Source organism: Methylophaga sp. F7, assembly GCF_056863975.1.
In genome coordinates this window covers 358,996-385,424 of sequence record NZ_CM166511.1, presented here as the reverse complement: position 1 = coordinate 385,424, position 26,429 = coordinate 358,996, and the positions used below count along the sequence as shown (strand labels likewise).

Below are 26,429 nucleotides of genomic sequence, written 5' to 3'. Positions count from 1 at the left end.
GCGTGCTCATGATTCATTCATTGCCTTCAGACACTACAAATTTGCGTCGCCTGGAACAGAATACCGTTTCAGTTGTACAAGCGACTCCTGTTTCAGTGGAACGCGAAGATGCGTTGGCAAAACTCCCCTTAATTCTGCAAACTTCACTGGATACCAGACAGCTCCTCAGATTGTTTGACGAGCAAATCAAACCATTACTCGCCCACAGTGGTCTTCAGTTTACGCATCCAGATAATAAATTTGAGTTCAGATTGGGCGCCAAGCGTCATCATAAATGTAATTATCAGCTTGAAATTGATCATGAATATCTTGGTCAGTTGACTGTCAGTCGCGGATATCGCTTTTCTGATAGCGAAATCAATCTGGTAGAGGATTTATTGTGCAAACTTGTATACCCACTGAGAAACAGTCTGCAATACGCTCGGGCATTAGATGCTGCTTTGACGGATATGTTAACGCAGCTTCCTAACCGGCAGGCTTATAAAAACACCATTGAACGTGAAATAGACCTGGCTCATCGACTAAAACTGCCGCTATCGCTGATGGTGCTTGATATTGATTACTTCAAGAAAATTAATGACAGTTTTGGGCATCAGGTCGGTGATGATACGTTATGCCGGGTAGCGGATACATTATTGTCCAGTTTACGTCGCAGTGATGCACTGTTTCGAATTGGTGGTGAAGAATTTGCGATAGTACTCAGCCATAGCAATCATGAAGCAGCTTTGCAGGCGGCAGAAAGATTACGCTTGGCGATTAATGAGTTGAACCAGACCAATACCGAACAGAAGTTTCCCATTTCAGTCAGTATTGGTCTGGCAGATTTGTGTGTCGGTGAATCAGCCGATAACTTGTTTCTTAAAGCAGATGAGGCCTTATATCAGGCAAAATTTGCTGGTCGCAATCAGGTCATATCTTCCCGCGAGATATTTTAACGGTCATTACGTCCACGAATCCGTGGGCCTCGTTTAGCCGGTTGATCATCAGCTTTTCTTGATCTGGGTGAAGCCTTTTTTGCCGGTTTATCTGGCCACTTGGATTTTGGCGCTTTTTCTACCTCCACATCCTTGACTGCCGCCACTTTTTCCACACTACCGCGTTTAGTGGTTTTTGTTTTTAAACCAGCTTCTTCATATAGATATTCCAACTCTTTGCCTTCCAGCATCATCCAGCGGCCAGGCTTGAGTTTATTTGGCATGATGACCGGACCGTAACGCAGACGAACCAAACGGCTTACCTGCACGCCCTGGCTTTCCCACAGTCGTCGGACTTCACGGTTACGGCCTTCCTGAATCACTACATGAAACCAGCTGTTTGCACCTTCACCACCACCTGGCTGAATATCAGAAAAATGGGCTTTACCATCTTCCAGTTCAACACCATCGCGTAAGGTTTGCATCATCTCCGAAGTGACTTCCCCAAGGACACGAACTGCATACTCACGATCCATTTCATTGGATGGATGCATTAACTGATTAGCCAATTCACCATCTGTGGTCAGGATGATCAAACCACTGGTATTCAAATCCAGACGTCCCACACTGACCCAGCGACCTTCTTCCGGCACAGGTAAAGATTGATATATGGTTCTGCGGCCTTCCGGATCACTGCGAGTACACACTTCACCTACCGGTTTGTGATACAGCAAAACCTGCGGCATGCTTTGTTGCCAGATGCGCTTGGATGATAAAGGTCGCCCTTCAAGTGTGACTCTATCCTTTTCAGTAATCTGATCACCCAGCGTTGCTGGAACACCGTTGACCTGTAATTTTCCATCTTTTATCCAGCTCTCAATCAAGCGTCGTGAGCCATAGCCGGCACGTGCCAGTACTTTTTGTATTCTTTCAGCCATAATAGTTTTTCCTTGGGCCAGTTTATTTTTCATCGCCAACACTGCTGGAAACGAGATTTGTTTATAACAAGGCGGAAATGATGAAATGTACTCATTCTACATAGGTCATTTCTAACGCAGATGTAGACAAATCTCGTCCCAGCCCTATGGGTTGTGACTGAAAATGTGCCACTTCCGTCCACGAATGGACGATATACCGCGCGTCTAGGGAGGTGCGCACCGGTCTAATATGTTAATCGTTTATTGTGGGCCACTACCAAAACGCCGGGAGCGTTTTTGAGCGCAAGTCCCACTAGGGGTGAGATACATGGAATTATCTCACAACCTCTCTTCTCTCACCTTGTTTGGCTGGTTTTCAGTCATAACAGAGGTGGCTATTAAAGATAACTTGTCCCTGTAGACTATTTATAAGCCAGCCCCATTGCTGCACGAACTTCGCTCAATGTTTCCTGAGCCACTTCTCTTGCTGCAGCACTGCCATCATCAATAATACGTCGTACATCTTCTGGATGTCTGCTGAAATCATCTGCCCGTTCACGGATAGGTTTGAGTTCGGCAATCACCGAATCGATCAATGGACCCTTACAATCAAGGCAACCGATTCCAGCCGAGCGGCAACCTTCCTGAACCCATTTTTTCTGACCTTCATCTGAATAGACTTCATGTAATTGCCAAACCGGACATTTATCGGGTTCACCCGGATCGGTGCGGCGTACACGGTTTGGATCGGTTGGCATGCGCTTAATTTTTTCGGCGACAGATTGATCAGATTCACGCAAAGAAATGGTATTGCCATAGGATTTGGACATTTTCTGTCCATCCAGTCCTGGCATTTTAGGAGCCGGTGTCAGCAGCGCTTTTGGTTCGGGCAGGATGACTTTACCGCCACCTTCCAGAAAACCAAATAAACGCTCCATATCACCAAGCGCCAGACTTTGCTGATTTTTTAAGAGTTCACGAGCAGTCTGCAACGCTTCTGCATCACCCTGCTCCTGATAGGCTTTACGCAAATGGTTATATAACTTGGCGTTTTTCTTACCCATTTTCTTTACGGCAGCTTCAGCTTTTTCTTCAAAATCCGCTTCACGTCCATAAATATGATTAAAGCGACGGGCAATTTCACGTGTTAACTCAACATGCACCACTTGATCTTCACCAACCGGTACCTGACCTGCCCGATAAATCAAAATATCAGCACTTTGCAGCAGCGGATAACCTAAAAAACCATAGGTCGATAAATCTTTTTCTTTAAGTTTTTCCTGCTGATCTTTGTAGGTTGGTACGCGTTCCAGCCAGGATAAAGGCGTGATCATCGATAATAATAAATGCAGCTCAGCATGTTCCGGCACCCGTGATTGCAGGAATAATGAAGCGGATGATGGCTCAATTCCGGCAGCCAGCCAATCAACGACCATTTCCCAGACACTGTCTTCAATCACTCGACTATCTTCATAGTGAGTCGTCAACGCATGCCAATCAGCAACGAAAAAGAAGCAATCAAATTCGTGTTGTAATTTAATCCAATTTTTCAGCACACCATGATAATGCCCCAAGTGCAATTGCCCTGTCGGGCGCATGCCTGAAACAATACGACGTGACTGATACGCTACCGTGTCCAAAATAATCTCCTGATGAGCTTGCTCAATTCAGTGTTTTATAAAATAAAGAATACTTGCATTGGCATATCAAAAATAAATGCCAGCAATCCCATATAAGCCTGCATCAAAGGCCATAAAATCATCATAACGATGCCAAAATAGAGTAACGCCAGCAAGATAAAAAAGCCGTAAGGTTCAACTTTTTCCACTCGCCATGCCAGGTGAGGCGGCAAAATGCTGACTAATACCCTGCCCCCATCTAGTGGAGGCAAAGGTAACAGATTTAGCAACATCAACATGCCATTCACTAATACACCCGCCACACCCATGTAAATCATCGGTCCGGAAATCAGTACGTCATTCACTGCCAACACCAGACCCAGCTTGGCGACCATGGCCCATAAAAAACCCATTACCAGATTTGCTCCGGGTCCGGCCAAAGCCACCCAGGCCATATCTTTTTTGGATTGCGCAGATTCTGGAAAGTCACCGGGACGGGTTTAGCCCAGCCAAACATAAATCCGGTAAACATAAGCAATAACCCCGGAACCAGAATAGTACCCAGCGGATCAATATGCTTGATTGGATTGAGTGTCAGACGCCCCATCATCTGGGCCGTTTTATCACCCAGTTTTAACGCAGCCCAACCATGAGCGACTTCATGTACGGTAATCGCAAATAAAACCGGTAATGTCCAGATAATGATCTTCTGGATCAGACTAAACTCGTCACCCATGAATTTTATCTACACCGCCCATATAGGCACGAAGTGGCTCGGGAATAATGACGCTACCATCGGCCTGTTGATGATTTTCCAAAATAGCCAACAAGGTGCGGCCGACAGCCAGCCCTGATCCATTAAGCGTATGAACCAGTTCGGGTTTTCCCGTTTCAGGGTTCCGCCAGCGCGCCTGCATGCGACGTGCCTGAAAATCACCAAAGTTACTGCAGGATGATATTTCACGATAGGTATTCTGGCTGGGTAACCAGACTTCCAAATCATAGGTTTTAGTAGACGCAAAGCCCATATCACCTGTGCAAAGCAGCATTTTACGGTAGGGTAAACCCAGCATTTGCAGGATTTTTTCAGCTTGTCCGGTCAATTCCTCATGTGCTTCAGCCGATGCTTCCGGCGCAACAATCTGTACCAGCTCAACTTTTTCGAATTGATGCTGACGAATCAAACCACGCACATCCCGCCCATGTGAACCGGCTTCACTGCGAAAACACGGTGTATGAGCGACAAACTTCAATGGCAACTGTGCAGCATCAACAATACTGTCACGCACAATGTTGGTTACTGGAACTTCAGCGGTTGGAATCAGATAGAGCTGGCCATCATCAACGGCAAACAAATCTTCAGCAAACTTGGGCAATTGTCCGGTACCACGCAATGAATCAGCGTTGACCAGATAAGGCACGTAGGTTTCAGTATAGTCATGCTCGGTAATATGGGTATCCAGCATCAACTGGATTAATGCCCGTTGCAGACGGGCCAGTTGTCCGGTTAACGTTACAAAACGCGCCCCCGTAATTTTGGCCGCCGTTTCAAAATCCATCTGCTGCAGACCGGCGCCCAGATCCACGTGATCTTTCGGTTCAAAATCAAATTGACGCGGCGTACCCCAACGAGAGATTTCTACATTGTCGTTTTCATCTTTACCGGCAGGCACATCGGCCTGCGGGATATTCGGCACTCCCATTGCCAGCTCATTAAGCTGTTCCAGAACTTTAGCTAATCTCGCCTCGGCAGCTTTATGCTGATCGCCTAAATCATCAATTTCGGCCAGTAATGGCGCAATATCTTCACCGGAAGCTTTTGCCTTACCTATCATTTTGGAACGAGCATTGCGCTCGGTTTGCAATGTCTGCGCATCAAGCTGTGCCTGACGGCGTTCTGCTTCCAGGGTTTCCAGCAATCCAACGTCAAGCTGAAAGCCACGACGAGCCAAACCTTTTGCAACTTCCTGCGGTTCGGTACGTAATAATTTGAGGTCTAACATGTTAAATTCCGCTTTGAACTGGCCAGCTGACAATATGATCAGCCTCAACCAGTGTTTTTATTGTGGTGATGATATCGTTTATTTGTTCCGGTTTATCAAAAAGTTCAATAACCATCGGCAGATCCGACGAAAGATCCAATAATGAAGCTTTATGTACTAACCCATCTGACCCCAGACCCGCGATGCCGCGAAATACGGTAAAGCGAATTTTATTCTGCTCAAGCCATTTAATGACCTGCCGTACTTCATGCCGACCATCAGATAAATAAATTCTTACCAATGTCAGATTCATAGCTGTCTTCCAAGACTAATACCCAACCAGGTTGCTGCCAGACATAATACAACGCTTAAAAACACATTTAATCCCGCTTTAAGAAAAGCACCATTTTCCATCAACGTAAACGTTTCCAGAGAAAAGGTTGAAAACGTGGTAAATGCACCGAGTAATCCAACCAGCAAACCAGCACGCCATTCCGCCGCTACGGCAAGTTTTTCAATCAGCAGAATGAACAGCACCCCGATAAGCAAAGAACCCAGGACATTCACTGCTAATGTTCCATAGGGAAAGTCACGACCGAATAATTTATAAACGCCGTTAGACATAGCAAAACGCATTATAGCGCCAACTGCGCCACCTACAGCGATAGCAAAAAGTTGTAACACGGGTTATGCCCTGTAATTAGCAAGTGAGTTATTTTACCTGAATCACGGCAAAGACTGGCAGCGAATGTCAGTAGACACGCTTTTCCAGCATCAGCAAATTCCAGAAAATGCTGCAAAAGCCGCTAGCAAATCAACGTTAATTTAACTTAGGAGTAAGTTCTCCACTGCGATAACGTTCTACCATGTCATGTAATGAAATAGGTTTGATTTTACTGGCATGGCCAGCACTGCCAAACGCTTCATAGCGTGCCTGACAAATCGCCTGCATCGCTTTGGTTGCTTCCTTGTAAAATTTACGCGGGTCAAACACCGCTGCATTTTTTTCATCGGTCAAAAACTGGCGGATAGAACCGGTTGAAGCCATCCTTAAATCAGTATCAATATTTACCTTACGCACACCGTATTTTATGCCTTCAACAATTTCTTCCACTGGCACGCCATAGGTCTGGCCAATATTTCCACCATGGGTATTAATGATTTCCAGCCAGTCCTGCGGCACAGAACTGGATCCATGCATCACAAAATGGGTATTGGGCAAACGTTGTTGCAAGGTCTTCAAATGACTGATGGCCAGCACTTCACCAGTGGGTGGCTGAGTAAATTTATAAGCACCATGACTGGTACCAATGGCAACCGCCAACGCATCTACCTGGGTTTGCCTGACAAACTCAACGGCTTCATCGGGATCGGTTAACAACTGACTGTGATCTAATTTACCTTCAGCACCATGACCATCTTCCTCACCCATCATGCCGGTCTCCAGTGACCCGAGACAGCCAAGCTCACCTTCGACTGAAACACCACAGGCATGAGCCATTTCACTGACTTTACTGGTCACGTTTACGTTGTAGTCAAAATCTGAAGGAGTTTTCATGTCTTCCAGCAGGGAGCCGTCCATCATCACCGAACTGAAACCGGATTGAATGGAACGCGCACAAATTGACGGATTGGCACCATGATCCTGGTGCATCACCAAGGGGATATGCGGATAGGCTTCAATCGCAGCCAGAATCAAATGCCGAAGAAAGGGCTCACCAGCGTAATCACGTGCTCCGGCACTGGCTTGCATTATTACTGGACTGTCGACGGCATTAGCGGCCTGCATAATGGCATGTACCTGTTCCATATTACTGACATTAAATGCGGGGATGGCAAATTGATGCTCTGCCGCGTAATCAAGTAACTGTCGCATAGAAACGAGTGCCATTATCTAATCTCCAACCATTCATATTTATTCACAACTACTGCCTGAGGGACGTGGTTCAACCAACGTTCCAACTTTGACAATTTTCATTGCACTGGTACTACCTTGAACTTCGAGGTCTCCCTTGGTGATAATCACTATATCACCCTCTTTGACAACACCTCGACGCTGTAATTCTTCTATGGCCTCTTTGTTCAAGGCCGAGTGGTCCGTATGTTCAACCACAAAACTTACCGGGTAGACACCACGGTAAAGCGTGACCCGCCGTCGGGTAGCCACATGAGGAGTTAATGCAAAAATTGGTATTCCCGAGCTAATACGTGACATCCATAATGGCGTGGCTCCGGATTCTGTCATCGTGGCAATAGCTTTAACATCCAGATGATTCGCCGTATACATCGCAGCCATCGCAATAGCTTCATCAATTCGTGCGAATTTTGAATCCATGCGATGACGTGAAACACGTATTTCACGCTGCTGTTCCGCCTGCAGACAGATACGATCCATCGCTTCAATGACTTTAACCGGATAATGTCCGACTGCGGTTTCCCCCGAAAGCATCACCGCATCGGTACCATCCAGCACGGCGTTGGCCACATCAAACACCTCGGCACGGGTTGGAATGGGGCTTTCAATCATCGATTCCATCATTTGCGTCGCAGTGATAGTCAATCGATTCATGCGTCTGGCTTTAGCGATTAGCTGTTTTTGAATCGGCGGTAATGCAGCATCCCCCATTTCCACGCCTAAATCACCTCGTGCGACCATAATGCCTTCTGAGGCTTCAATAATGGCATCAATATCATCCAGCGCTTCAGCTCGTTCAATTTTGGCAATAATCCCGCCATAGCCCCCGGCTTCACGCAACAGACGACGTGCCAAATGAATATCTTCAGCACTTCGTGGAAATGAAACGGCGAGGTAATCAGCCTGCATTTCAGCAGCTGTTTTTATATCGGCCATATCTTTAGCTGTCAGCGCTGATGCCGATAATCCACCTCCCTGCCGGTTAATACCTTTATTATCTGTGAGCATGCCTCCCACGGTAACGCGACAGTGAATCTGTTGATCAATAACTGATTCAACCCATAACACAATGCGGCCATCATCCAATAGCAACGTGTCACCACGCTTAACATCATGGGGCAGGGATTTGTAGTCGACCCCGACTTGAGTGCTATCACCGTCATTGTCTGCCAGGGCTGCATCCAGAGTAAAAGCTTCTCCTTCAACAAGTTTCACACCACCATTCTTAAATCGAGAGATGCGTATTTTCGGTCCCTGCAAATCGACTAATACGCCAACCTCACGTCCAAAGTCGCTGGCACGGTTACGCACCCTGTCAGCCATATCAATATGCGATTGCGATGAACCATGCGAGAAATTAAGCCGTACAACATCCATGCCTGCCGATATCATCGCGTCAAGAACGGCATGATCTTTTGTCGCAGGCCCAAGGGTTGCAACAATTTTCGTTCTTCGACGGGCAGCCATAATTAGTTACTCATTAATTTACTCGCGGGCACGTTGCTCAAGAATTTCCACTGCAGGTAACTTCTTGCCTTCAAGGAATTCCAGAAAAGCACCACCACCGGTAGAAATATAAGAAACATCGTCACAAATTTTGTATTTAGACACTGCTGCCAACGTATCACCGCCGCCAGCAATCGAGAAAGCGTCTGATTCCGCTATTGCCATCGCTATTTCTTTGGTGCCTTCACCAAACTGGCTGAATTCAAAAACACCTAACGGACCATTCCATACAACCGTACCAGCTTGTTTAATAATTTCAACCAGCTCCGCAGCAGATTTTGGTCCGATATCAAAAATCATGTCGTCATCTGTTACCTTATCGACTGATTTTAATTCCGCTTCTGCATTTTCGGCAAAATGTTTACCGCAGACCACGTCTTTGGGTACGGGTATATTGCCGCCACGGCTCACAGCTTCTGCTGAAAGCTTTTTACAAGTGTCGATCAGATCCGGCTCATAGAGCGATTTACCAACGTTATAACCAGCTGCCGCAATAAACGTATTGGCAATACCACCGCCTACGATCAATTGATCCACTTTCTTCGACAGGGTTTCCAACACGGTAAGTTTGGTAGACACTTTTGATCCGCCTACAATAGCAACCATTGGCCTGGCAGGATTATCCAGTGCTTTGGATAAAGCTTCCAGTTCTGCAGATAATAAAGGCCCGGCACAGGCAATCGTGGCATATTTGGCAATACCATGCGTTGAAGCCTGAGCTCGATGGGCGGTACCAAATGCATCCATAACAAACACATCACACATTTTGGCCATACGTTTTGCCAGATCATCATTATTGGCTTTTTCACCAATGTTGAATCGTACGTTTTCACACAAAACAACTTCACCCACTTCGACTGGAATAAATTCTGGCTCCAGCCAGTTCTGTTCCAGACGTACCGGTTTTTCCAAGAGAGCCGAGAGATAATTGGCAACCGGTGCTAGTGAATATTTATGTTCATATTCTCCCTCAGTCGGACGTCCGAGATGAGACATAATCATAACTTTGGCACCTTTCTCCAATGCCAGATTTATGGTCGCTAAAGAAGCATGGATGCGTGTGCCATCTGCGACAACACCCGATTTGAGTGGAACATTCAAATCTTGTCGGATCAACACACGTTTTCCAGCCAAGTCCAAATCGGCCATTTTTATTACTGACATAAGGTATTGCCCTCTTGTGTAAATTTTGTGAACCCGTTCTGATTATAGCCTTCAAAATACATAAAAAAAGGCCTCCTTCACAGGAAGCCTTGAATTAATGGTTGAATGGCTACAATGAATTAAGGCGCAACATGCTCAACCAGACGCATCATATTGCAGGTATAACCATATTCATTGTCATACCAGGCGACTACTTTTACAAAGGTGCCATCAAGCGCAATACCTGCACCTGCATCAAAATTTGAAGGGGCGGTATGACCACGGAAATCTGTGGAGACCACATTTTCTTCGGTGTACCCCAAAACACCTTTCAATTCACCTTCAGCGGCAGTTTTCATTGCTGCGCAAATTGATTCATAGCTGGCATCGTTGTTTAATTCAACGGTTAAATCAACCACTGAAACATCGGAAGTAGGCACCCGAAAAGCCATCCCGGTCAATTTGCCATTTAATTCCGGCAGCACTTTACCTACTGCTTTTGCGGCGCCGGTAGATGACGGAATAATATTTTCCAGAATACCGCGACCTCCACGCCAGTCTTTCATTGACGGGCCATCGACAGTCTTCTGTGTTGCTGTGGCAGCATGCACCGTGGTCATCAAACCACGCTTAATACCAAAACTGTCATGCAGAACCTTGGCAACCGGTGCCAAAGCGTTAGTTGTGCAGGAGGCTGCTGAAACAATTGCCTGACCGGCATAACTGTCATGGTTCACGCCATAAACAAACATCGGCGTGTGATCTTTGGAAGGTGCAGATTGCACGACTTTTTTAGCGCCGGCAGCAATATGGGCCTGACAGGAATCTTCCGTCAGGAAAAAGCCGGTGCATTCAATAATTAAATCGGCACCAACTTCATCCCATTTCAAATCAGCAGGGTTGCGCTCAGCGGTAACACGAATGGTTTTACCATTAACAACCAGATGTCCGTCTTTAACCTCAACATCACCTTCAAATCGGCCATGTACAGAATCATATTTGAGCATATACGCCAGATAATCGGGATCAAGTAAATCGTTGATTGCCACGACTTCGATCTCAGGGAAATCTTTTGCTGCAGCACGAAATGCCATACGGCCGATACGGCCAAAACCATTAATACCCACCTTGATAGTCATTCTGTTTCCTCTGAATAGGTTTGATATTGTGCCTCAGAACTGAAATCTTACCGAAAACTGCAGTTATGAGACTTGGAACTGCTTATCTTTCATCACCGCCCGCAATGGTGCGATGAAAGATAAACAGACCCATTTAAAAAAATGACCAGTAGATTTGCATCTACTGGTCATCTCCATTTAGCTCGCTAAAAACAGTTCTTTAATTACAGAACTGATTTAACAGTTTTAACAACGTTTTCGACAGTAAAGCCGAAGTGTTTCATCAAAACACCGCCTGGAGCAGATTCACCGAAGGTATCGATACCAACAGTGCCGCCTTCCAGACCAACGTATTTACGCCAGAAGTCAGTTACACCGGCTTCAACAGAAACACGTTTCACTCCTGGAGTCAGGATGCTGTCTTTATAAGCCTGATCCTGACGATCAAAGACGTTCGTTGAAGGCATAGAAACAACACGTGCATTTACACCGTCGCCTTTCAGCGCTTCTTGTGCTTTAACGGCCAGATCCACTTCTGAACCAGTTGCGATCAGAATCACGTCAGCTTTACCGCCTTCGGCTTCTGACAACACATAAGCACCTTTACGAATCGCATCAAAAGCAGCTGTGTCGTGTTTACGACCAGGAATACCCTGACGGCTCAATACCAGACTGGTTGGGCCATCCATACGCTCAACAGCTGCAGTCCAGGCAATCGCAACTTCAGTTTCATCAGCAGGACGCCATACATCCATGTTGGGGATGTAACGCAGACCAGCTGTATTTTCGATTGGCTGATGCGTAGGACCATCCTCACCCTGACCGATAGAGTCATGGGTCAATACCGCAATGGTACGAATTTTCATCAAGGCAGCCATGCGCAGCGCTGATTTGGCATAGTCAGAGAACATATGGAAAGTACCACCATATGGCAGCAGACCACCGTGCAATGCCATACCATTCATGATGGCAAACATACCAAACTCACGAACACCGTATGAAATGTAGTTACCCATCTCTTTACCAGACACATGTTTAAAGCTTGAACAGCTGGTCAGGTTTGAACCGGTTAAGTCAGCAGAACCACCAATGAATTCTGGCAAAATAGGCGCCAATGCAGCGATAACGTTTTGTGATGCTTTACGTGAAGCAACACTTTCTGCTTTTTCGTTCAGATCAGCAATGACTTTGGCTGATGCTTGTTTCCAGTCAGCAGGCAATTCACCGGCCATACGGCGTTTAAATTCTGCTGCCAGTTCTGGATATTCTTTAGCATAAGCATCGAATTTCTTGTTCCACTCAGCTTCAGCGGCATCGCCTTTCGCTTTAGCATCCCAACCTGCATAAACATCTTCTGGAATAACAAATGGCTCGTATTCCCAACCCAGTTGCTTACGGGTCAATTCAACTTCTTCTTCACCTAATGCTGCACCATGGCAATCATGGCTTGAACATTTGTTTGGTGAACCATAACCAATGATGGTTTTGCAGCAGATCAATGATGGTTTATCAGTGACTTTCTTCGCTTCTGCGATGGCTTTGTTGATTGCATCAGCATCATGACCATCAACAGATTGAACATGCCAGCCATAAGCTTCAAAACGCTTAACAGTATCATCGGTGTACCAGCCATCAATGTGACCGTCGATAGAGATATTGTTGTCATCCCAGAATGCGATCAGATTGCCCAGGCCCCATGTACCGGCCAAAGAACATGCTTCATGAGAAACACCTTCCATCAGACAGCCATCACCCATAAATACATAGGTATGGTGGTTAACGATGTCATGACCAGGTTTGTTGAACTGATGTGCCATTAACTTTTCAGCCATCGCAAAACCAACGCCGTTGGTAATACCTTGGCCTAATGGACCCGTCGTTGTTTCTATACCTGGAGCATAACCGTATTCAGGGTGACCCGCGCATTGTGAATGCAATTGACGGAATGTTCTCAGGGAATCCATTGGCAAATCATAGCCACTCAAATGCAGCAATGAGTAAATCAGCATAGAGCCGTGGCCATTAGACAAAATGAAACGGTCACGATCAGCCCATTTCGGGTTGTTCGGGTTATGTTTCATGTGGTCATTCCACAATACTTCAGCGATATCCGCCATACCCATTGGGGCACCCGGATGGCCGGAATTCGCTTTTTGCACTGCATCCATACTTAACGCACGGATTGCATTTGCTAAATGTCTACGTGTAGCCATTATCTACGTTCTCCTATTAAAAAAAATTAAGCTGCCCGCCATTTGATGGAACAGCCCATACTGGGTATCTGTTGTTCTGGACCATGACCGGTTTGAGCAACTTGTTTCATCGCTTCATATAAGTCACGGCGTACGTCCGCTGGAGCGGCTTCTTTGCGGCTGGCATCAAGGCGACCACGGTATTGCAACTTCAAATCTTTGTTGTAACCAAAAAAATCAGGAGTACACACCGCGCCATAAGCTTGAGCAACCTCTTGGCTTTCGTCATACAGATAAGGGAAAGAAAACCCGTTTTGTTCAGCAACAGTTTTCATGTTGTCAAAAGAGTCTTCTGGATAATCAGCGACATCATTGGCAGAAATTGCCACAGAATTGATGCCCAGCTGTTTAAGTTCGTTGGTATCACGGATCAGTCTATCCATAATGGCTTTGACATAAGGACAATGATTACAGATGAACATGATTAACAAACCATTCTCACCACGACAGTCTTCCAGTGTCCAGATTTTGTTGTCTGTGCCCGGCAGGGCAAAATCTATGGCCGCTTGGCCAAAGTCACAGACGGGTGTCTCTAAAGCCATTAAGATCTCACTTTAGTTCCTGTTTTTAGGCAATTTCGGTGATCTTTAACCACACGAAACCAATTTGGAGTTCAGCATATTACCAGACAATTTAGATAATGCGAAATAAGCCAATTCGCCAGAATAAGTTCGCTAGGTTTTTGTATATTGAGACAAAACCGATATATTCGCAGCACTTGTTTTAGTCAGCACACTTTATTCAGCGACTTCATTGACCAACATTGCTCTGCGCTCAGCATTATCAGGGTGAGAATCAAGATAACTTTGCCAACCCGCTGCCTCAGCAGTTGGTGTGACAAGCCAGCCTTTCTGTTGAGCCTGTTGTAAGCCTCCAGGAGTTTCACACAGGGATGATTGCGAGTTATCTTCAGCTTGTAAGGAAAAATAGGCACGACATCTGATATTGAGTCCAATACGATCCAATAGATCAGCCAAATGAAAGCCTGCTATCTGATTGGAGTGCATATATCGCAAAGCAAAGCGATCCGCTTCGCGCTCAAAATCTCTTGAATAGGCACTCTGCATCATCACGATAGGCATGCCCATAAAGACTTCGGCAATCCCTGATGTATCACCGACAAAAGCCATTGCCATCACCACTAGCAATGAACTCTGCATCACCGACTGGGTTCCATGCCTGTGGGCCACATGGCCAATCTCGTGCAACAGTACCGCAATCAACTCTTCAGGTTGCTCTGCCAGTTTCACCAGCTCATCGGTGAACACTATTGTGCCATCCGGCAAGGCAAAGGCATTTGCACCTAAATTACCACCTTGTCGAAACTGGATATTTATCGGTGTATCGGCTTGCTCACTAAACGACTGAAACTTTGCTAAAAGTATGTCTCGTTGCTGTTGAGGCAGTTCTGAGGGAGACAAAACCGTCTCATCCAGCAACCGAAGTGTATGACTTGCCGCCTTATCAGAAATAGTTGAGGGTAACCAAAAAGCCATTTTTTTTGCTGCAGCTGGCACACCATATTGCATCATGACGTAGCCAAACCCTACGAACAGTATCAGCGCAAAGAAAACCAGTTGCCAGCGACTTTCAAGCAGATGAATGAGTCGGGAAAAGCCATGACCTTTGACAATAAGCAGCTGATCGATGGTCTCATTATCCAGACTTTCAAATTTCTGACCTTGCTGAAAATACAATTGTCGGCTAGTGTTACCCAAACGTGAGGAAATTTTCAGCTCATTCAGTGAACAGCAAGCCAACTGAGTGCCATCCGACCGGTCTACAACTTCAATATCCTGCTCGGAAATATGCCGTAAAAATGCAGCGCGCTGTCTGGAAACACCTTCTTCATACCAGAAGCCATCGATCCGTACACGCTGCCAAAGCGGTTGCATTATTAAAAACCGACATCCATATCAAACACATCACTGACACCTTCACCCAACGGCCCCACACGCTGACTGACAGCATTGGAAAACTGATTCAAATCGCCTGCCACCAGCATTTTAGTGTGTTCCGCTTTATACGCAGCTACCCGAACTTTTGCCCATGGAATAAACAGGCCTAAAGTGAGCACAATCGCCACAGTATTACTCAAAACCAACCACATATAAGACGCTGTGGTGTAGTTGGCAGAAAAAGCATGAGAAGAGAGTGTGGCATGGTTAAAACGTAAATTTGTCGTCTTAACGGTAAAAAATACAAACAACGTGAGATACATCATCACGCTTAACAGCATCGTCAGAATCCCCACGGCTTCCCGGTTTAAAAGCGTTACCAGCAGAAATACCCCAAAGGACGTCATAAGAACGATGCCAAACATCGCCAAAGCAATTTTATAGTAGGCACTGGCTTGAGGTTCGAACTCAAATGCCGTATCACCATAGCGCATATTTCTCACCAGAAAACACTGCTGTTTATAAATGGCATAAGGCATCAGCAGAGAAAAAGTCACTAAACCGAGAATCGGCCAGAGAATATAAACCTTGAAGGCTTCACTATATTGGCCATCAAATCCAAACCGCACATTGCGATATTCACTATAAAAAGCATTGAATGTCAGTGATTTTACGACCAGCCAGGGAAATAACACGATGAACAGTAGACCAAATATCACGCCTGTAGCCGGGAAAAGTGAAGTGGTAACAATATAGAACACAAAAAAAGCAAAGGCTATCAGTCGCCCTTTGAGAATCTGCAACGGAACGGCTTGATAGCTAAAGCTTGCTCCATCAAGCTGAGTATTTGCATAGAAGTACTGTTTATTACGGACTTTGGCCCAGGCTGAATATATGCCCAAAGTCATAATCGTGAGCACGATATTAACTATCCAAATCCGGAAATATTCAGCACCTTGACCACTGAAAAAAAATGCCCTTTGTCGAGGCTCAACTTCAGCAGCTATCTCAACATCCTGCGTTGGAGCCAAACCATCATTTTTTGCAGCCTGCTCCATAGCCGGCAGTCGTGGTTCTTTTTTATCATGCCTTATCAAGTAGGATTCGGCACCGGCACTCTGCAACTCTTCCTGTTGTCGCTGAGCCTGCTCGTAACCCACCCCCTTCAACACAATCGCATGTTTCTGCTGGAACAGTTCGCTAACAGCATTTTCTGTTAAGGCAAGTAATCTCGCTAGATTATGTATCACTTCCTCAATATTGAATCCATCCAATAATTGTCCACTAAGCATCACGTCATAACGTAACTCTGACACGTTAGACCTCCTTGTCTGTTTTAATGAGTTTTGCCGAAGTATAGAAGCAAGCAGAATTGTCAGCAACTTTTCGCTTTCATAGTCATAAATAATGATTACAGAAGTAACTATTGAAAGACTTTGCTAATATAAGCGGCACATTGACGATATTGCAGCCAAACTAAAGTCTTTATGGTTTGCCTGACACGTTTCGACTGCCATTCTTTCTACTCTCACTCCTCAGGTTATGGTAAGTAAAAAAAATCCCCCTCCATCCCAGCAGCGGCGTAATCCTCGCTCTAAAAAAACGTAGAGCCTTAATTTCTAAAGGCACACTGTTCAAGCTGCTGTTTATTATTCTGCTTTTGCTAGGGGGGCAACACTGTATCTGGATCAGCAAATCCGCAGTCAGTTTGAGGGGAAACGTTGGGCTTTACCCGCTAAAGTCTTTGCCAGACCACTGGAGTTATATGTTGGCGCACCAGTGTCACTCAACGATTTGAAAATAGAACTTAAAGCGTTGGGCTATCAGTTTGTTGATAAGGTCAGCGCACCAGGGGAAGTCGCTTTTTCTGCTTCACGGGCAACGTTGTCGACTCGTGGTTTTCACTTCCCTGACGAACTTGAACCAGCCAGGCAACTTATTTTAGAGTTCAGTGGTGACAGCTTAAGTCAGATCCGTTCAGCAGATCAGCAGTCACTAACATTAATCCGGCTTGAACCCGCCTTAATCGGCGGTATTTATCCACTTAATAATGAAGATAGAGATTTAATTCAGCTTGAAGAAGCGCCGCAGGCGTTTATTGATGCATTAATCGCGATTGAAGATCGGGATTTTTATGATCATTTTGGTATTTCACCTAAAGGTATTGCGCGTGCAACATTAGCCAATATTCGTGCAGGGGCATTTGTGCAGGGTGGCAGCACCTTAACCCAGCAATTAATTAAGAACTTTTATCTGACAGCCGATCGTACTTTGCTACGCAAAATGCTGGAATTGCCAATGGCGATGCTCCTCGAATTTCATTACAGCAAAGACGAAATTCTCGAAGCCTATTTGTATGAGGTCTACCTGGGTCAATCCGGCAATCGTGCCATCCATGGCTTTGGACTTGGTGCGGCACATTATTTTGCCCAGCCAATACAGGAACTCAAATTACATCAATTGGCGTTATTGGCCGGTCTGGTAAAAGGACCATCCTATTACGATCCACGACGTAATCCTGAGCGTGCCAAAGTCAGGCGGAATCTGGTACTGAGTGTTTTGCATCAGCAAGGTTCAATCACTGATGAAGAATACATGCTGGCCTCAACGGCTGAGCTGGATGTGGTTCCGGCTGGTAGTTCGATGAAAGAGGCTTATCCGGCCTATATTGATTTAGTAAAACGGCAATTACGCCGAGAATATAAAGATGAAGATCTTGGCTCAGAGGGGCTAAAGATTTTCACCAGTCTGGATCCCATCAGTCAGCATAAAGCAGAAACTTCTCTGGTCAGCACCATTGAAGATTTAGGCAGAACCTATGGTGAAAGTCTGGCGAAACTTCAGGGCAGTATGGTGGTGACTGATCCACAAACAGGGGAAGTACTGGCGTTGATAGGCGATCGTAATACCCGCTACCAGGGATTCAACCGTGCCTTAGATGCCAGTCGGCCAATTGGTTCGCTTGTAAAACCTGCTGTTTATCTTACCGCTTTGGAGCAGGGATATACCCTGATAAGTGAACTGGACGACTCACCTTTCAGCCTGACCTTGCCCAACCAGCAAACCTGGTCCCCCAAGAACTATGATGGACAACCCCATGGCGTAGTCCCAATGCATGAGGCTTTGACCCATTCCTATAATCTGTCGACCGCGCAACTGGGCATGGAGCTGGGGGTAGAAAAAGTGATCGACACCCTGAAACGTCTCGGGGTTGATCGACCTATGGATGCATATCCATCATTATTATTAGGTGCGCAGAGTTTATCGACACTGGAAGTTGCCAGCATGTATCAGACGATTGCTGCAACCGGGTTTCAAATTCCACCTCGTACTATTCGGACTGTCACCGACAGCGCAGGTGAACCGCTTTCCAGCTATCCATTTCAATTACAAAAAAGTAATGATGAGAAACCCATGTTTTTGCTGCAGTACAATTTACAGCAAGTTACCCGAAGTGGTACCGGCCGTAGCATTTACCAACAGTTGCCGATTAATATCAATACTGCCGGCAAAACCGGAACATCAGATCAACAGCGTGACAGCTGGTTTGCCGGGTTTACCGGTAACCGTCTCGCTGTAGTCTGGCTGGGTCTGGATGATAATAGTCCGATGCCGATCACTGGTTCCAGTGGGGCCTTACGTGCTTGGACACGGTATATGGCACAGGAACCGTTACAATCCTACGAACCGGTGATGCCTGAAGGTATTAAAATGCTCTGGATTGATCCGTTAAGCGGAAAACTTGCCGATGGTTTATGCGAGAATGCCACCCAAATCCCGTTTATCAGTGGCACACAACCGACAGAAACTGCTGCCTGTACCACACCGGAAGAAACTTTTATCGACAATCCAATCAAACGGTCAATCGATTGGGTCAAAGATATTTTCAGATAGGTCCGTTATGCCAATAACCATGCACAAAATGCTTTTTATTATGGCCAGCCTGGTCATGTTTTTATCTGCCTGTAGTACCACACCCGTCAGCCAAAGACCTGCGGTGGAGAGCAGAGATGTACCCGTATCTTCACCAACAACTGAATCAGCAAAAACCAGTCCAGTGCCAAGCCAGCAGGCTAATCCACAAGCCATGCCACTTCCACCGGACAAATCTACAGGCACTGATATACCTGCCACTACACCTGTTCCAGCACCAACCAATCCTGCCGTGCTGGCGTTATTAAGTGATGCAGAAAAATATCAACAGCAGGGAAACATGTCGGCAGCGCAATCACGTTTGCAGCGAGCCCAACGTATCGCCCCCAGCGATCCAAAAGTCTACTATCAGTTAGCCAAAGCACACTATGAACTGGAAGATTTTCGCCTTGCGGAACAAGTTGCTTTAAAAGGTCTGTCCTATGCCAAAGGCGATAATACCGAGCTGAAACGCTTCTGGTTATTATTGGCGGAGATTCGCACTAAAAAGGGCGATAAAGCTGGTGCCAAAACAGCGCGCGAACAGGCCGCCCGCTATTAATTAATTCCGCAGATCTAACACATCCTGCATATCAAACAGACCGGTTTGCTGTTGCATCAGCCATTTGGATGCACGCATGGCGCCGTAGGCAAAGGTCATTCGGCTTGATGCTTTATGGGTAATTTCCACCCGTTCGCCTTCGGCAGCAAATAACACTGTGTGATCGCCAACGATGTCTCCGCCGCGGACTGTCGCAAAACCAATAGTATTGCGATCGCGTTCGCCGGTACGGCCTTCACGGCCATAAATAGCACAGTCTTTTAAATCGCGGCCCAACGCATCTGCAACCACTTCCCCCATTCTTAAGGCAGTACCGGAAGGTGCATCCACTTTATGGCGGTGATGGGCTTCAATAATCTCAATATCAACGCTATCCCCCAATACACGGGCAGCCATATCAAGTAATTTCAGTGATAAATTCACCCCAACACTCATATTGGGGGCTAGTAAGGTAGCAATGCGACCGGCTGTTTGCTGAATAATCTGTTTTTGCGCTTCATCAAAACCCGTTGTACCAATCACCGGGCGGCACTGATTCTCTGCACATAACGGCAGGAGAGCCATGGTGGCCTCAGGAATGGTGAAGTCTATGATCACATCCGATTGCTGAGTTGCTTGATCAAGATCTGCTGACAACACTACCCCTAATTTACCGACTCCAGCCAATTCACCGGCATCCACACCAATTAATGATGACTCCGCTCGATCAATGGCAGCAGATAGCTGCAAACCATCTGTTTCAGCGACGGCTTGAATCAGGCAACGGCCCATGCGGCCAGCGGCACCGTTAATAGCAATATTAATAGCCATGGTTTATATCCTTATGGCGGTAAATCAGAAAATAAAAAAGCTGGCTGGCAAAAATAGCCCAGTCAGCTTCCTATTGGCAAATATCTTATTCAAAAAAACGTTTTACAGCATCAAGCCACGATTCATGTTTTGGACTGTGGGTTGCCCCGGAACCTTCCATCGTTTCGGCAAATTCCTGCAATAACTCTTTTTGTTTTTTTGATAATTTAACCGGCGTTTCAATAATCACGCGACACATTAAATCGCCAACTTCACCGGTACGCACTGATTTGACACCTTTACCGCGCATCTTGAATTGCTGGCCGGTTTGCGTACCTTCAGGCACTTTCAGCACAGCTTTACCCTGCAAAGTGGGCACTTGCAATTCCCCGCCCAGACAGGCGGTGGTGAAACTGATGGGTACATCGGCAAACAGATTATTACCATCACGGGTAAATACATCGTGACGTTTAACCGCTACTTCGACATATAAATCACCGGCTGGAGCACCACGGCTTCCCGCTTCTCCTTCACCGGCAAGACGAATGCGATCACCCGTATTAACACCGGCGGGCACTTTAACGGAGAGTGTTTTATGCTCTTGTACGACGCCTTGACCATGACAATCATGACAAGGGTCCTGAATCATCTGACCCGTTCCGCGACAATGTGGACAGGCTTGCTGAACAGTGAAGAATCCTTGCTGAATGCGAACCTGACCATGTCCACCACAGGTCGTACAAGTAACAGGTTGTGTGCCAGGTTTGGCCCCGGAACCATCACAGGTTTTACATTCAACATTGACCGGTATGCGAATTTTCGCAGTCGTTCCAGCAACAGCTTCTTCCAGCGTCAAATCCAGGCGATAGCGCAAATCGGCTCCACGGAAGCTTTGTCCACCCGGACCGCCACCGCCGAAAATATCATTAAATACATCGCCAAAAATATCGCTGAAACCGCCCGAACTTCTGAACCCGCCGCCTGAGCTGTTATCTACTCCAGCATGACCAAACTGGTCATAAGCAGCACGTTTTTGGGAATCAGACAGAATTTCGTAAGCTTCTTTGGCCTCTTTGAACCTGGCTTCAGCGGTTGCATCATCCGGATTACGATCAGGATGATATTTCATCGCCATACGACGATATGCTTTTTTGATTTCAGCTTCTGTCGCAGTGCGCGATACACCAAGAAGGTCGTAATAGTCTTTTTTGGCCATGTTTAGTTTTTCTTGTATCTCTTAAACAAGACAGGCGTAGGCTCAATGCCTACGCCTGTTTTCAGTTAATTGTGTGAAAGATTATGAATTTTTCTTGTCGTCATCGACTTCTTCAAATTCGGCATCTACCACATCATCGTTTTGTGCTGTGGAATCATCTGTTGCAGCACCTTCACCAGCTTCTGCGTTTTCAGCATAAGCACGTTCAGCCAGCTTGCCTGCAGCTTCTGACAACGCAGCAGTTTTGGCTTCGATATCGGCTTTATCTTCACCTTTCAGAGCCTGTTGTAACTCTTCAATGGCCGCTTCAATCTTGGCTTTTTCATCGGCTTCCACTTTATCACCCAGATCAGTCAGTGATTTGTTGGTCGCATGAATCAAACCATCCGCCTGGTTGCGTACTGTGACCAGTTCATGGAACTTACGGTCTTCATCAGCATGCGCTTCAGCATCTTTAACCATTTTTTCAACTTCATCGTCAGACAGACCGCTGGAAGCTTTAATCACAATGGATTGCTCTTTACCTGTCGCTTTATCTTTAGCAGACACGTTCAGAATACCGTTAGCATCAATATCAAAGGTGACTTCGATTTGTGGTGTACCACGTGGAGCGGGTGGAATATCCGCCAAATCAAAACGTCCCAGTGATTTATTGGCTGAGGCAATTTCACGTTCACCCTGCAATACATGGATGGTAACGGCCGGCTGATTATCATCTGCTGTCGAAAACACCTGATTCGCTTTAGTTGGGATGGTGGTGTTTTTCTCAACCAGTTTGGTCATTACGCCGCCCATGGTTTCGATACCCAGGCTTAATGGGGTAACGTCCAGCAACAATACGTCTTTCACATCACCAGCCAATACCGCAGCCTGAATCGCAGCACCAACGGCAACCGCTTCATCCGGATTCACGTCACGGCGTGGTTCTTTACCAAACATTTCTTTAACCGCTTCTTGCACTTTCGGCATGCGGGTTTGGCCACCAACCAGAATGACATCATTGATGTCAGACAATTTCAGGCCGGCATCTTTCAATGCCATTTTGCATGGTTCCATACTGCGTGAAATCAAGTCTTCTACCAAAGATTCCAGCTTGGCGCGGGTCAAACGGATTTCCATGTGTTTAGGACCACTGGCATCTGCAGTGATGTAAGGCAGATTAATATCCGTTTGTGAGCTGGAAGACAGCTCAATTTTGGCTTTCTCGGCAGCATCTTTCAAACGTTGCAGAGCCAATGGATCTTTACTCAAATCAACGCCCTGATCTTTCTTGAATTCAGCAACCAGATAATCAATGATACGTTGGTCAAAGTCTTCACCACCCAGGAATGTATCACCGTTGGTGGCCAGTACTTCAAACTGATGCTCGCCTTCGATATCAGCAATTTCAATGATCGATACGTCAAACGTACCACCACCCAAATCGTATACAACAACTGTGGAATCACCACGTTTTTTGTCCATGCCGTAAGCCAGCGCTGCAGCGGTTGGTTCGTTGATAATACGTTTGACTTCAAGACCGGCAATCTTGCCAGCATCTTTAGTGGCTTGACGTTGTGAGTCATTGAAATAGGCCGGAACGGTAACAACCGCTTGAGTGACTTCTTCACCCAAAAATTCTTCAGCGGTTTTTTTCATTTTCATCAAAACGCGAGCTGAAATTTCAGGCGGAGCCATTTTTTTACCATTGGCTTCTACCCAGGCATCACCGTTATCCGCTTCAACGATTTTATACGGCACCATATCAATATCGCGCTGTACTACATCGTCTTTAAATTTACGGCCAATCAAACGCTTGATTGCGTACAAAGTGTTTTTGGCGTTAGTGACAGCCTGACGTTTGGCAGACTGACCTACCATCACTTCGTTATCTTTGTTGAATGCAACAATTGACGGGGTTGTGCGATCACCTTCACTGTTTTCGATGACACGGGCTTTGCCGTCTTCCATCACCGCTACACATGAGTTGGTCGTACCCAAGTCAATACCAATAATTCTACCCATAATCTTTTCTCCATCGTACTAAGTTCGTCTGGCTATTCCAGCCGTTGTGATAATAGATGGGGCAGGAAATTTTGATTTCAAGCCCTTAAATTTCGTCCGGTTATTGAGAAACCACTACCATGGCAGGACGTAACAGACGCCCATTGAAACGGTAGCCTTTCTGCATGACATTCAATACCTGGTTAGCTTCTACGCCTTCTGCAGGCTGCATTGCCATGGCCTGATGCAGATCAGGATCGAAAGCCTCGCCCTCAGGATTAAGTTGTTCAAGACCGAATTTACCGATCGAGCTCATGAACATTTTGAGTGTCATTTCCATGCCATCTCGCACTGTTTCAAGCTTGGCATCTTCATTTTTTGCTGCGTTGAGACCAAACTCCAGGCTGTCGCAGATAGGCAATAGCTCTGTTACGAATTTGTCCAGCGCATGTTTGTGAGCGTTTTCCAGATCACGGCTGTGTCTGCGACGCATATTTTCCAGATCGGCTCTGGCACGCAATAATTCATTCCAATGTTCATCGGCTTTGTTGCGGGCATCTTCCAGCTGTTTTACAACATCTGCTTCAGATTCCGCTGGCTGAGCTGACTCAGCTGTTTCGGGTGAGGTTTCGACCGGCTCAGATTCCGCCGTCGACTTTTCGATTTCTTCGTTGCTCATGATTAATCAGATTCCGCTTTGCTCAACACAAAGCTGCTATTTGGGGGTCAAAAATCTGATTTCAAGCGGCGAACAGAACTTTTTGTGAAAACAAATTCAACTTTATTTAAGCCACACACAATTTCCATCACTGCTGGCCTGTAATTTTTCCAGCATCACCTGATGTGCTGCCAACTCGGTTGCGTCAGCCTCAATGACCTTTAATGCTGAACGAGGACGTTCAATTGTCGTGATCTCATTTTTCTCAGCATCGTGTTGCGGTTCGAATTGCTCTGCCGCCAGTGACAAGCTGACCTGTCCACCCGTCATCATCAGATAGACGTCTGCCAGAATTTCGGCGTCTAATAAGGCGCCATGTAACTCCCGGTTGGAATTATCCACCCCATAGCGTTTACATAACGCATCCAGATTGTTTTTCTGACCCGGATGTTTATCCCGCGCCAGTTTTAACGTGTCCATCACTGAACAAATATCGTCAATTTTGGCGGTGTGGCCTAACTTGGTTAACTCGTGATTTAAGAATCCAACGTCAAATGCGGCGTTATGAATAATCAATTCAGCACCTTCGACAAACCGCAGAAAATCCGCAGCAATGTCTGCAAATAACGGTTTATCGGCTAATGATTCATTGGTAATGCCATGAACCTCTATCGCTCCGGCATCGATTTCACGTTGTGGATTTATATATTGATGAAACGTCTCACCGGTCAGCCGTCGATTCACTAATTCAACGCAGCCGATTTCAATAATGCGGTGATCATCTGCTGTACTGAGGCCAGTGGTTTCGGTATCTAAAACAATTTGTCGTTGACTGGTTTGCTCTGCCATCGGTTAGTCCTGTAATGCGATTTGAGTACGTGCTGCTACCGCCAGCTGATCGGCACGTTCATTTTCCGGATGACCATCATGACCCCGAACCCATTGCCAGGATAATTTATGTGGCTGGGAGGCCGCATCCATGCGTTGCCATAAATCGGCATTTTTCACTGGTTGCCGGGCGGCGGTTCGCCAGTTTTTGGCTTTCCAGCCTTTCAACCATTCGGTCATCCCTTTCATCACATATTGTGAGTCAGTGGTAATGGTGACATGACAAGGCCTTTTCAATGCTTCCAGACCGGCTATGACTGCCATCATCTCCATCCGATTATTGGTGGTCAGTTTTTCACCGCCAGATAACTCCTTTTCGTTATCTTTGGCACGGAGTATGGTTCCCCAACCTCCCGGCCCCGGATTACCACTGCAGGCACCATCGGTAAAAATTTCAACGTGTTCCATTAATGCTCTTTTCGTGTTGCTGAGGGATTCACCAGTTGTGGTCTGGGAAATAATTTTCTATTTTGCCACCGGCTTTGTAATGGGGTCACCAGAAAAGTGCGTTTTTTTGCGACAATTGCAGTGACGCCACCAAGATATGGCCAGAGACGTCGCCCCCATCTTTCCAGAAAACCACCACGTTTTATCCAGCGTTCATTTTGCCATGGGGGACAATAAATGATCGATCGGGCTTCCACTACATCAAAATCCAACAATGACAGCCAGTCTTTTAAGCGCTGACGTGAAAAAAACTGTCCCCGCCACGGCAGACTATCCTGCCAGGAAAACAATCGACGTAAACCCCATACACTAAACGGATTAAAACATAGCACTACCAGTGTGCCATCTTCGTTTAACACTCTGTCGGCTTCGCGTAATAATTGATGCGGTTGGCGGGAAAATTCCACCACATGCTGCAACAGCATCACATCAACACTGTCAGACTTAAATGGAAGTTGCTCACTTTGCGCATGAAATTGTCCGCTGCTTCCCATTAATGCCTGATAACAAGGTCGTAAGGAAGTCGGTAGAATAAGGCTTTGTCCACCAAGCTGCAGCTGAAAAAAACCATGCAGCTTTGCCTGTTGATACTTTAGCCATTGCTGTTCCTGGCTTTGTATATAACGGGCAAGCGAAGATTGCCACCATTGTGTCATCTCGCGGTCTTGCTCTTTATAATTACACATAGGCCATTCCGGCGGAGTTAGATA

Annotated in this window: 23 protein-coding genes and 1 pseudogene; 3 read left to right on the top strand and 21 right to left on the bottom strand. The window is 46.2% G+C overall.

Annotated features, from left to right (window positions below; translation table 11 throughout):
• The first annotated feature begins 8 nt into the window (after window positions 1-8).
• Window positions 9-935: a GGDEF domain-containing protein gene (locus tag AC08OG_RS01965; protein ID WP_292403883.1), complete on the top strand. Its 927-nt coding sequence runs from the start codon at window positions 9-11 to the stop codon at window positions 933-935.
• On the opposite strand, the gene rluB is transcribed toward AC08OG_RS01965, so the two are convergent.
• The 14 genes and pseudogenes from rluB to AC08OG_RS01895 form a co-directional block, all read right to left on the bottom strand.
• Window positions 932-1,852 carry a 23S rRNA pseudouridine(2605) synthase RluB gene (gene rluB, locus AC08OG_RS01960; protein ID WP_292403880.1) on the bottom strand — a complete coding sequence of 307 codons (921 nt, stop codon included), beginning with the start codon at window positions 1,850-1,852 and terminating at the stop codon, window positions 932-934. The two genes, AC08OG_RS01965 and rluB, sit on opposite strands and share 4 nt — an antisense overlap.
• A 401-nt stretch (window positions 1,853-2,253) precedes the next feature.
• Window positions 2,254-3,471, bottom strand: coding sequence for a tryptophan--tRNA ligase (locus AC08OG_RS01955; RefSeq protein ID WP_292403878.1), 1,218 nt, complete (start codon window positions 3,469-3,471; stop codon window positions 2,254-2,256).
• 35 nt (window positions 3,472-3,506) lie between these two features.
• Window positions 3,507-4,186: pseudogene (locus AC08OG_RS01950) on the bottom strand (site-2 protease family protein).
• A complete protein-coding gene (gene serS, locus AC08OG_RS01945; protein WP_482929963.1) occupies window positions 4,179-5,453 on the bottom strand; it encodes a serine--tRNA ligase in 1,275 nt (424 codons plus the stop codon). The pseudogene AC08OG_RS01950 and the gene serS overlap by 8 nt, the downstream one beginning before the upstream one ends.
• A 1-nt stretch (window position 5,454) precedes the next feature.
• Window positions 5,455-5,745 (bottom strand): DUF190 domain-containing protein, encoded by a 291-nt coding sequence (locus AC08OG_RS01940; protein ID WP_292354578.1) that lies wholly within the window; start codon window positions 5,743-5,745, stop codon window positions 5,455-5,457.
• Entirely contained in the window at window positions 5,742-6,116 is a 375-nt protein-coding gene (crcB, locus tag AC08OG_RS01935) for a fluoride efflux transporter CrcB (RefSeq protein ID WP_292403871.1), read from the bottom strand. The genes AC08OG_RS01940 and crcB overlap by 4 nt, the downstream gene beginning before the upstream one ends.
• A 136-nt stretch (window positions 6,117-6,252) precedes the next feature.
• Window positions 6,253-7,323, bottom strand: coding sequence for a class II fructose-bisphosphate aldolase (gene fba, locus AC08OG_RS01930; RefSeq protein WP_482929962.1), 1,071 nt, complete (start codon window positions 7,321-7,323; stop codon window positions 6,253-6,255).
• A 24-nt stretch (window positions 7,324-7,347) separates the two neighbouring features.
• Window positions 7,348-8,814: a pyruvate kinase gene (gene pyk / locus AC08OG_RS01925; protein WP_482929961.1), complete on the bottom strand. Its 1,467-nt coding sequence runs from the start codon at window positions 8,812-8,814 to the stop codon at window positions 7,348-7,350.
• Between the two features lie 18 nt (window positions 8,815-8,832).
• Complete coding sequence (locus AC08OG_RS01920) at window positions 8,833-10,017, bottom strand: phosphoglycerate kinase (RefSeq protein WP_292403861.1); 1,185 nt, start codon at window positions 10,015-10,017, stop codon at window positions 8,833-8,835.
• 119 nt (window positions 10,018-10,136) lie between these two features.
• Window positions 10,137-11,135, bottom strand: a complete 999-nt coding sequence (gene gap, locus AC08OG_RS01915) for a type I glyceraldehyde-3-phosphate dehydrogenase (RefSeq protein ID WP_482929960.1) — start codon at window positions 11,133-11,135, stop codon at window positions 10,137-10,139.
• A gap of 203 nt (window positions 11,136-11,338) precedes the next feature.
• Window positions 11,339-13,327 carry a transketolase gene (gene tkt / locus AC08OG_RS01910; protein ID WP_292354566.1) on the bottom strand — a complete coding sequence of 663 codons (1,989 nt, stop codon included), beginning with the start codon at window positions 13,325-13,327 and terminating at the stop codon, window positions 11,339-11,341.
• Between the two features lie 26 nt (window positions 13,328-13,353).
• Entirely contained in the window at window positions 13,354-13,908 is a 555-nt protein-coding gene (locus tag AC08OG_RS01905; RefSeq protein WP_292354565.1) for a thioredoxin family protein, read from the bottom strand.
• A gap of 195 nt (window positions 13,909-14,103) precedes the next feature.
• Window positions 14,104-15,261, bottom strand: coding sequence for a M48 family metallopeptidase (locus AC08OG_RS01900; protein WP_482929959.1), 1,158 nt, complete (start codon window positions 15,259-15,261; stop codon window positions 14,104-14,106).
• Between the two features lie 2 nt (window positions 15,262-15,263).
• Window positions 15,264-16,580, bottom strand: coding sequence for a YjgN family protein (locus AC08OG_RS01895; RefSeq protein WP_482929958.1), 1,317 nt, complete (start codon window positions 16,578-16,580; stop codon window positions 15,264-15,266).
• Window positions 16,581-16,941: 361 nt separating this feature from the next.
• On the opposite strand from AC08OG_RS01895, the gene mrcB reads away from it, so the two are divergent.
• Window positions 16,942-19,158 carry a penicillin-binding protein 1B gene (mrcB, locus tag AC08OG_RS01890; protein WP_482930569.1) on the top strand — a complete coding sequence of 739 codons (2,217 nt, stop codon included), beginning with the start codon at window positions 16,942-16,944 and terminating at the stop codon, window positions 19,156-19,158.
• Between the two features lie 19 nt (window positions 19,159-19,177).
• Window positions 19,178-19,738 (top strand): tetratricopeptide repeat protein, encoded by a 561-nt coding sequence (locus tag AC08OG_RS01885; protein ID WP_292403847.1) that lies wholly within the window; start codon window positions 19,178-19,180, stop codon window positions 19,736-19,738.
• Here AC08OG_RS01885 and dapB read toward each other — a convergent pair whose 3' ends face one another.
• The 7 genes from dapB to AC08OG_RS01850 form a co-directional block, all read right to left on the bottom strand.
• Window positions 19,739-20,548, bottom strand: coding sequence for a 4-hydroxy-tetrahydrodipicolinate reductase (gene dapB, locus AC08OG_RS01880; RefSeq protein WP_292354556.1), 810 nt, complete (start codon window positions 20,546-20,548; stop codon window positions 19,739-19,741).
• 85 nt (window positions 20,549-20,633) lie between these two features.
• Window positions 20,634-21,743: a molecular chaperone DnaJ gene (dnaJ, locus tag AC08OG_RS01875; protein WP_482929957.1), complete on the bottom strand. Its 1,110-nt coding sequence runs from the start codon at window positions 21,741-21,743 to the stop codon at window positions 20,634-20,636.
• Window positions 21,744-21,824: 81 nt separating this feature from the next.
• The gene (gene dnaK, locus AC08OG_RS01870) at window positions 21,825-23,747 is read right to left on the bottom strand and encodes a molecular chaperone DnaK (protein WP_292354552.1); all 1,923 of its coding nucleotides are present in this window, start codon (window positions 23,745-23,747) and stop codon (window positions 21,825-21,827) included.
• Window positions 23,748-23,847: 100 nt separating this feature from the next.
• On the bottom strand, window positions 23,848-24,405 hold the full coding sequence (gene grpE / locus AC08OG_RS01865) for a nucleotide exchange factor GrpE (RefSeq protein WP_292354550.1): 558 nt from the start codon (window positions 24,403-24,405) through the stop codon (window positions 23,848-23,850).
• A gap of 102 nt (window positions 24,406-24,507) precedes the next feature.
• Entirely contained in the window at window positions 24,508-25,233 is a 726-nt protein-coding gene (gene dnaQ, locus AC08OG_RS01860; protein ID WP_439502983.1) for a DNA polymerase III subunit epsilon, read from the bottom strand.
• A gap of 3 nt (window positions 25,234-25,236) precedes the next feature.
• Complete coding sequence (rnhA, locus tag AC08OG_RS01855; protein ID WP_292354546.1) at window positions 25,237-25,680, bottom strand: ribonuclease HI; 444 nt, start codon at window positions 25,678-25,680, stop codon at window positions 25,237-25,239.
• Entirely contained in the window at window positions 25,680-26,405 is a 726-nt protein-coding gene (locus tag AC08OG_RS01850; RefSeq protein ID WP_292354544.1) for a class I SAM-dependent methyltransferase, read from the bottom strand. The genes rnhA and AC08OG_RS01850 overlap by 1 nt, the downstream gene beginning before the upstream one ends.
• Window positions 26,406-26,429: the final 24 nt, after the last annotated feature.

What these genes read in the sequence shown, in the direction of transcription:
- AC08OG_RS01900 (WP_482929959.1), bottom strand. Translation starts at nt 15,261, where the DNA reads ATGCAACCGCTTTGGCAGCGTGTACGGATCGATGGCTTCTGGTATGAA.
- rluB (WP_292403880.1), bottom strand. Translation starts at nt 1,852, where the DNA reads ATGGCTGAAAGAATACAAAAAGTACTGGCACGTGCCGGCTATGGCTCA.
- fba (WP_482929962.1), bottom strand. Translation starts at nt 7,323, where the DNA reads ATGGCACTCGTTTCTATGCGACAGTTACTTGATTACGCGGCAGAGCAT.
- AC08OG_RS01965 (WP_292403883.1), top strand. Translation starts at nt 9, where the DNA reads ATGATTCATTCATTGCCTTCAGACACTACAAATTTGCGTCGCCTGGAA.
- dnaQ (WP_439502983.1), bottom strand. Translation starts at nt 25,233, where the DNA reads ATGGCAGAGCAAACCAGTCAACGACAAATTGTTTTAGATACCGAAACC.
- pyk (WP_482929961.1), bottom strand. Translation starts at nt 8,814, where the DNA reads ATGGCTGCCCGTCGAAGAACGAAAATTGTTGCAACCCTTGGGCCTGCG.
- dapB (WP_292354556.1), bottom strand. Translation starts at nt 20,548, where the DNA reads ATGGCTATTAATATTGCTATTAACGGTGCCGCTGGCCGCATGGGCCGT.
- AC08OG_RS01905 (WP_292354565.1), bottom strand. Translation starts at nt 13,908, where the DNA reads ATGGCTTTAGAGACACCCGTCTGTGACTTTGGCCAAGCGGCCATAGAT.
- AC08OG_RS01885 (WP_292403847.1), top strand. Translation starts at nt 19,178, where the DNA reads ATGCACAAAATGCTTTTTATTATGGCCAGCCTGGTCATGTTTTTATCT.
- rnhA (WP_292354546.1), bottom strand. Translation starts at nt 25,680, where the DNA reads ATGGAACACGTTGAAATTTTTACCGATGGTGCCTGCAGTGGTAATCCG.
- serS (WP_482929963.1), bottom strand. Translation starts at nt 5,453, where the DNA reads ATGTTAGACCTCAAATTATTACGTACCGAACCGCAGGAAGTTGCAAAA.
- grpE (WP_292354550.1), bottom strand. Translation starts at nt 24,405, where the DNA reads ATGAGCAACGAAGAAATCGAAAAGTCGACGGCGGAATCTGAGCCGGTC.
- gap (WP_482929960.1), bottom strand. Translation starts at nt 11,135, where the DNA reads ATGACTATCAAGGTGGGTATTAATGGTTTTGGCCGTATCGGCCGTATG.
- AC08OG_RS01920 (WP_292403861.1), bottom strand. Translation starts at nt 10,017, where the DNA reads ATGTCAGTAATAAAAATGGCCGATTTGGACTTGGCTGGAAAACGTGTG.
- AC08OG_RS01940 (WP_292354578.1), bottom strand. Translation starts at nt 5,745, where the DNA reads ATGAATCTGACATTGGTAAGAATTTATTTATCTGATGGTCGGCATGAA.
- dnaJ (WP_482929957.1), bottom strand. Translation starts at nt 21,743, where the DNA reads ATGGCCAAAAAAGACTATTACGACCTTCTTGGTGTATCGCGCACTGCG.
- dnaK (WP_292354552.1), bottom strand. Translation starts at nt 23,747, where the DNA reads ATGGGTAGAATTATTGGTATTGACTTGGGTACGACCAACTCATGTGTA.
- AC08OG_RS01850 (WP_292354544.1), bottom strand. Translation starts at nt 26,405, where the DNA reads ATGTGTAATTATAAAGAGCAAGACCGCGAGATGACACAATGGTGGCAA.
- tkt (WP_292354566.1), bottom strand. Translation starts at nt 13,327, where the DNA reads ATGGCTACACGTAGACATTTAGCAAATGCAATCCGTGCGTTAAGTATG.